We start from the raw sequence: 3,211 nt of genomic DNA on the forward strand, positions 1-3,211 counted from the left end.
CGGTAGGAGCCCGTCGTCCTGCCGTGCGCGGTACGCGGCCCCGAGCGGCACCCCGCGGCGACCTCGCCGAGCCCGGGAACGGTCAGCTTCTTCGTGCGGAAGGGGGCGGCGGCGGAGGCGGCGGGCTGCTCAGCGGCGCCCGCGGGCCCTTTTCCCTCGGCGTCCGAGGCGGCCGCGTCGGAGGGGGCCGCGTCGGAGGGGTCCCCGGGAGCGGTGGGCGTGTCGCCCGGCCCGTCCGGGACGCCGCTCTCCTCGCCCCGGTCGCCGCCCCGTTCGTCCCGCTCGCGCCCCGCGCCGTCCTCGGGGCCGTCGCCCTGCGGCGGGACGCCGCCCCCGCCGCCGGGCCCCTCCGGGCCACCGCCGTCGTCAGGCCCCTCCGGCTCCTCCTGCGGCCCGGCGTTCTCGTCCAGCACCTCGTCCAGCTTGTCCTCGTCGAGCCCGGGCGCGTCGAAGGGGTTGCGGCGGCCCCGGTGGGGCAGGGCGAGGAGCGCCGCCTGCCGCACGTCCTCGGCGAGCACGCTGCCGCGCCCGGCCCAGGCGGCGAGCGCGCTCGCGGTACGGGCCATGACGAGGTCGGCGCGCATCCCGTCCACCTCGAACGCGGCGCACGTCGCGGCGATCTGGCGCAGCGCGGTGTCCCCGAGCACGACGCGCGGCAGCAGCTCCCTGGCCCCGGCTATCCGGGCGCGCAGGGCCGCCTCGTCCTCGGCGAAGCGCGCGGCGAAGGCGGCGGGGTCGTCCTCGTAGGCCATGCGGCGCCGTACGACCTCGACGCGCTCGTCCGTCTCGCGCGAGGCGGCGACCTCGACGGTGAGGCCGAAGCGGTCCAGGAGCTGCGGACGCAGCTCGCCCTCCTCGGGGTTCATCGTCCCGACGAGCAGGAACCGGGCGGCGTGCCGCACGGAGACGCCCTCGCGCTCGACGGAGGAGACGCCCATCGCGGCGGCGTCGAGCAGCAGGTCCACGAGGTGGTCGCCGAGGAGGTTGACCTCGTCCACGTAGAGGATGCCGCGGTGCGCGGCGGCGAGCAGTCCCGGCTCGAACGCCTTGACGCCCTCGGCGAGCGCCCGCTCGATGTCGAGGGCGCCCACGAGCCGGTCCTCGGAGGCCCCGACGGGCAGTTCGACCATCCGTGCGGGGCGCCGCGCCTCCGCCTGGGCCAAGGCGTGCGGGCCGTCGGGGCAGCGCGGATCGGGAGCCGCCGGATCGCAGGAGAAGCGGCACCCCGCCACGACGGCGACCTCGGGCAGCAGCGCGGTGAGCGCCCGCACGGCGGTGGACTTGGCGGTCCCCTTCTCGCCGCGCACGAGCACCCCGCCGACGCGGGCGGAGACGGCGTTGAGGAGCAGGGCGAGCCGGAGGTCGTCCTGCCCGACGAGGGCGGTGAAGGGATAGGGATGGTCGGGCGTGGTCATACGGGGACTTCCTTTCGGGTGAGGGCTGAGGGGGCGGCGGGGTGCGGGGCGGGGCCGCGCGCGGTCAGGCCGGCGCCCCCGGCGGCACGAACGGCAGCCCCGGCGGAGCCCCCCGCTCGATCAGCCCCAGCAGCGCGCGCGTGTCCGCGTGCTCCTCGATCAGGTCCGCGAGCGCGTCGAGCTGTTCCTCGCGCAGCGCGCCGAACTCCGTGCCGGGCGCCGGTACGAACCGCCGTCCCGCCTGCGCGGCGACCCGCCCGAGGAACGCCCGCCGGAAGCCGTCGCTCTCCAGCGACCCGTGCCAGTGCGTGCCCCACACCGCGCCCACCCGGCAGCCGTCGAGGAAGGGTTCGTCACCGCCCCGCACCTCCGCGATCCCGTGGTGGATCTCGTACCCCTCCACCGGCTCGCCGAGCGCGGTCCCCGAGGGCCGGGCGAGGGTCTTCTCGCGCGCGAACCGTACCCGCACCGGCAGCAGCCCGAGCCCCGCGACGGTCCCGGCCCGCGACTCGACCTCGTCCTCGATCAGCTCCCCGAGCAACTGGAAGCCGCCGCAGATCCCGAGCACGGGCCGCCCCTCGGCCGCCCGCCGGGCGAGCGCGTCCGCGAGCCCCCGTTCCCGCAGCCACTCCAGCGCCCGCACCGTCCCCCGCGTTCCTGGCACCACCACGAGGTCCGCGTCGAGAAGATCCTGCGCCCGGTCCACGAAGCGCACGACGACCCCCGGTTCGGCGGCGAGCGCGTCCACGTCGGTGAAGTTCGACAGGAGCGGCACGGCGCACACGGCGACCCGCAGCACCTCCTCGCCGTACGGCTCCGCGAGCCGCGACTCGCGCACCGCGCCGCGCAGCGAGACGGCCATGCCGTCCTCCTCGTCGATGCCGAGCCCGGGACGGAACGGCAGCACCCCGAAGGTGTCCCGCCCCGTCAGGTCCCGCAGCATCCGCAGGCCGGGTTCGAGCAGCGAGACGTCCCCCCGGAACTTGTTGACGAGGTACCCCGCGACGAGCGCCTGGTCCTCCGCCGAGAGCAGCGCCGTCGTCCCGAAGAACGAGGCGAACACGCCGCCCCGGTCGATGTCCCCGACCACCACGACCGGCAGTTGGGCCGCCCGCGCGATCCCCATGTTGACGAGATCGGTCCGGCGCAGGTTGATCTCCGCCGGGCTCCCCGCGCCCTCGCAGATCACCGCGTCGTACGTGCGCCGCAGCTCCGCGAGGCAGTCCACGACCGTCCCGAACAGCTCCGCCTGCCTGCCCCCGTGGTAGCCGCGCGCGCTCAGCTCCCCGAGCGGCTTGCCGAGAAGCACGACCTGGCTGGAACGCTCCCCGCCCGGCTTGAGGAGCACCGGGTTCATGAGCGCGTGCGGCTCGACGCGCGCGGCCCGTGCCTGCATCGCCTGCGCGCGGCCGATCTCGGCTCCCTCGCGGGTGACGAAGGAGTTGAGGGACATGTTCTGCCCCTTGAACGGCGCGACGCGCACCCCCCGCCGGGCGAGCCACCGGCAGATCCCGGCCGTCACCACGCTCTTGCCCGCGTCCGAGGTCGTCCCGGCGACGAGCAGCCCGCCCCCGGTCACCGGGCACGCCCCGCGACGAGGAGCCGCGCGGCGGCGCAGACGCCGAGCGCCGCCCACGTCACGCGCCGCGAGAGCCGCACGGCCCGCTCCACGTCCGCCACCACGACGGGCCGCCCGCGCCGCGCGTTGAGCACGGGCCGGTGCTCGACGCGACCCCCGTAGGACAGCGTCCCGCCGAGCCGCACCCCGAGCGCGCCCGCGAAGGCCGCCTCGACGG

At 76.8% G+C, this 3,211-nt stretch carries 3 protein-coding genes; all 3 read right to left on the bottom strand.

Annotation, left to right across the window (positions count from 1 at the left end; genetic code table 11):
* On the bottom strand, positions 1 to 1,415 hold a 1,415-nt coding region (locus SSBG_RS23950; protein ID WP_008748653.1), incomplete at its 3' end, for an ATP-binding protein.
* A 64-nt stretch (positions 1,416 to 1,479) separates the two neighbouring features.
* Positions 1,480 to 2,994: a cobyric acid synthase gene (locus tag SSBG_RS23955; protein WP_008748654.1), complete on the bottom strand. Its 1,515-nt coding sequence runs from the start codon at positions 2,992 to 2,994 to the stop codon at positions 1,480 to 1,482.
* The coding region (locus SSBG_RS31675) for a cobalamin biosynthesis protein (protein ID WP_037871867.1) at positions 2,991 to 3,211 on the bottom strand (221 nt) is incomplete at its 5' end. The genes SSBG_RS31675 and SSBG_RS23955, both read right to left, overlap by 4 nt.

The organism is Streptomyces sp. SPB074 (assembly GCF_000154905.1).
GTDB lineage: Bacteria > Actinomycetota > Actinomycetes > Streptomycetales > Streptomycetaceae > Streptomyces.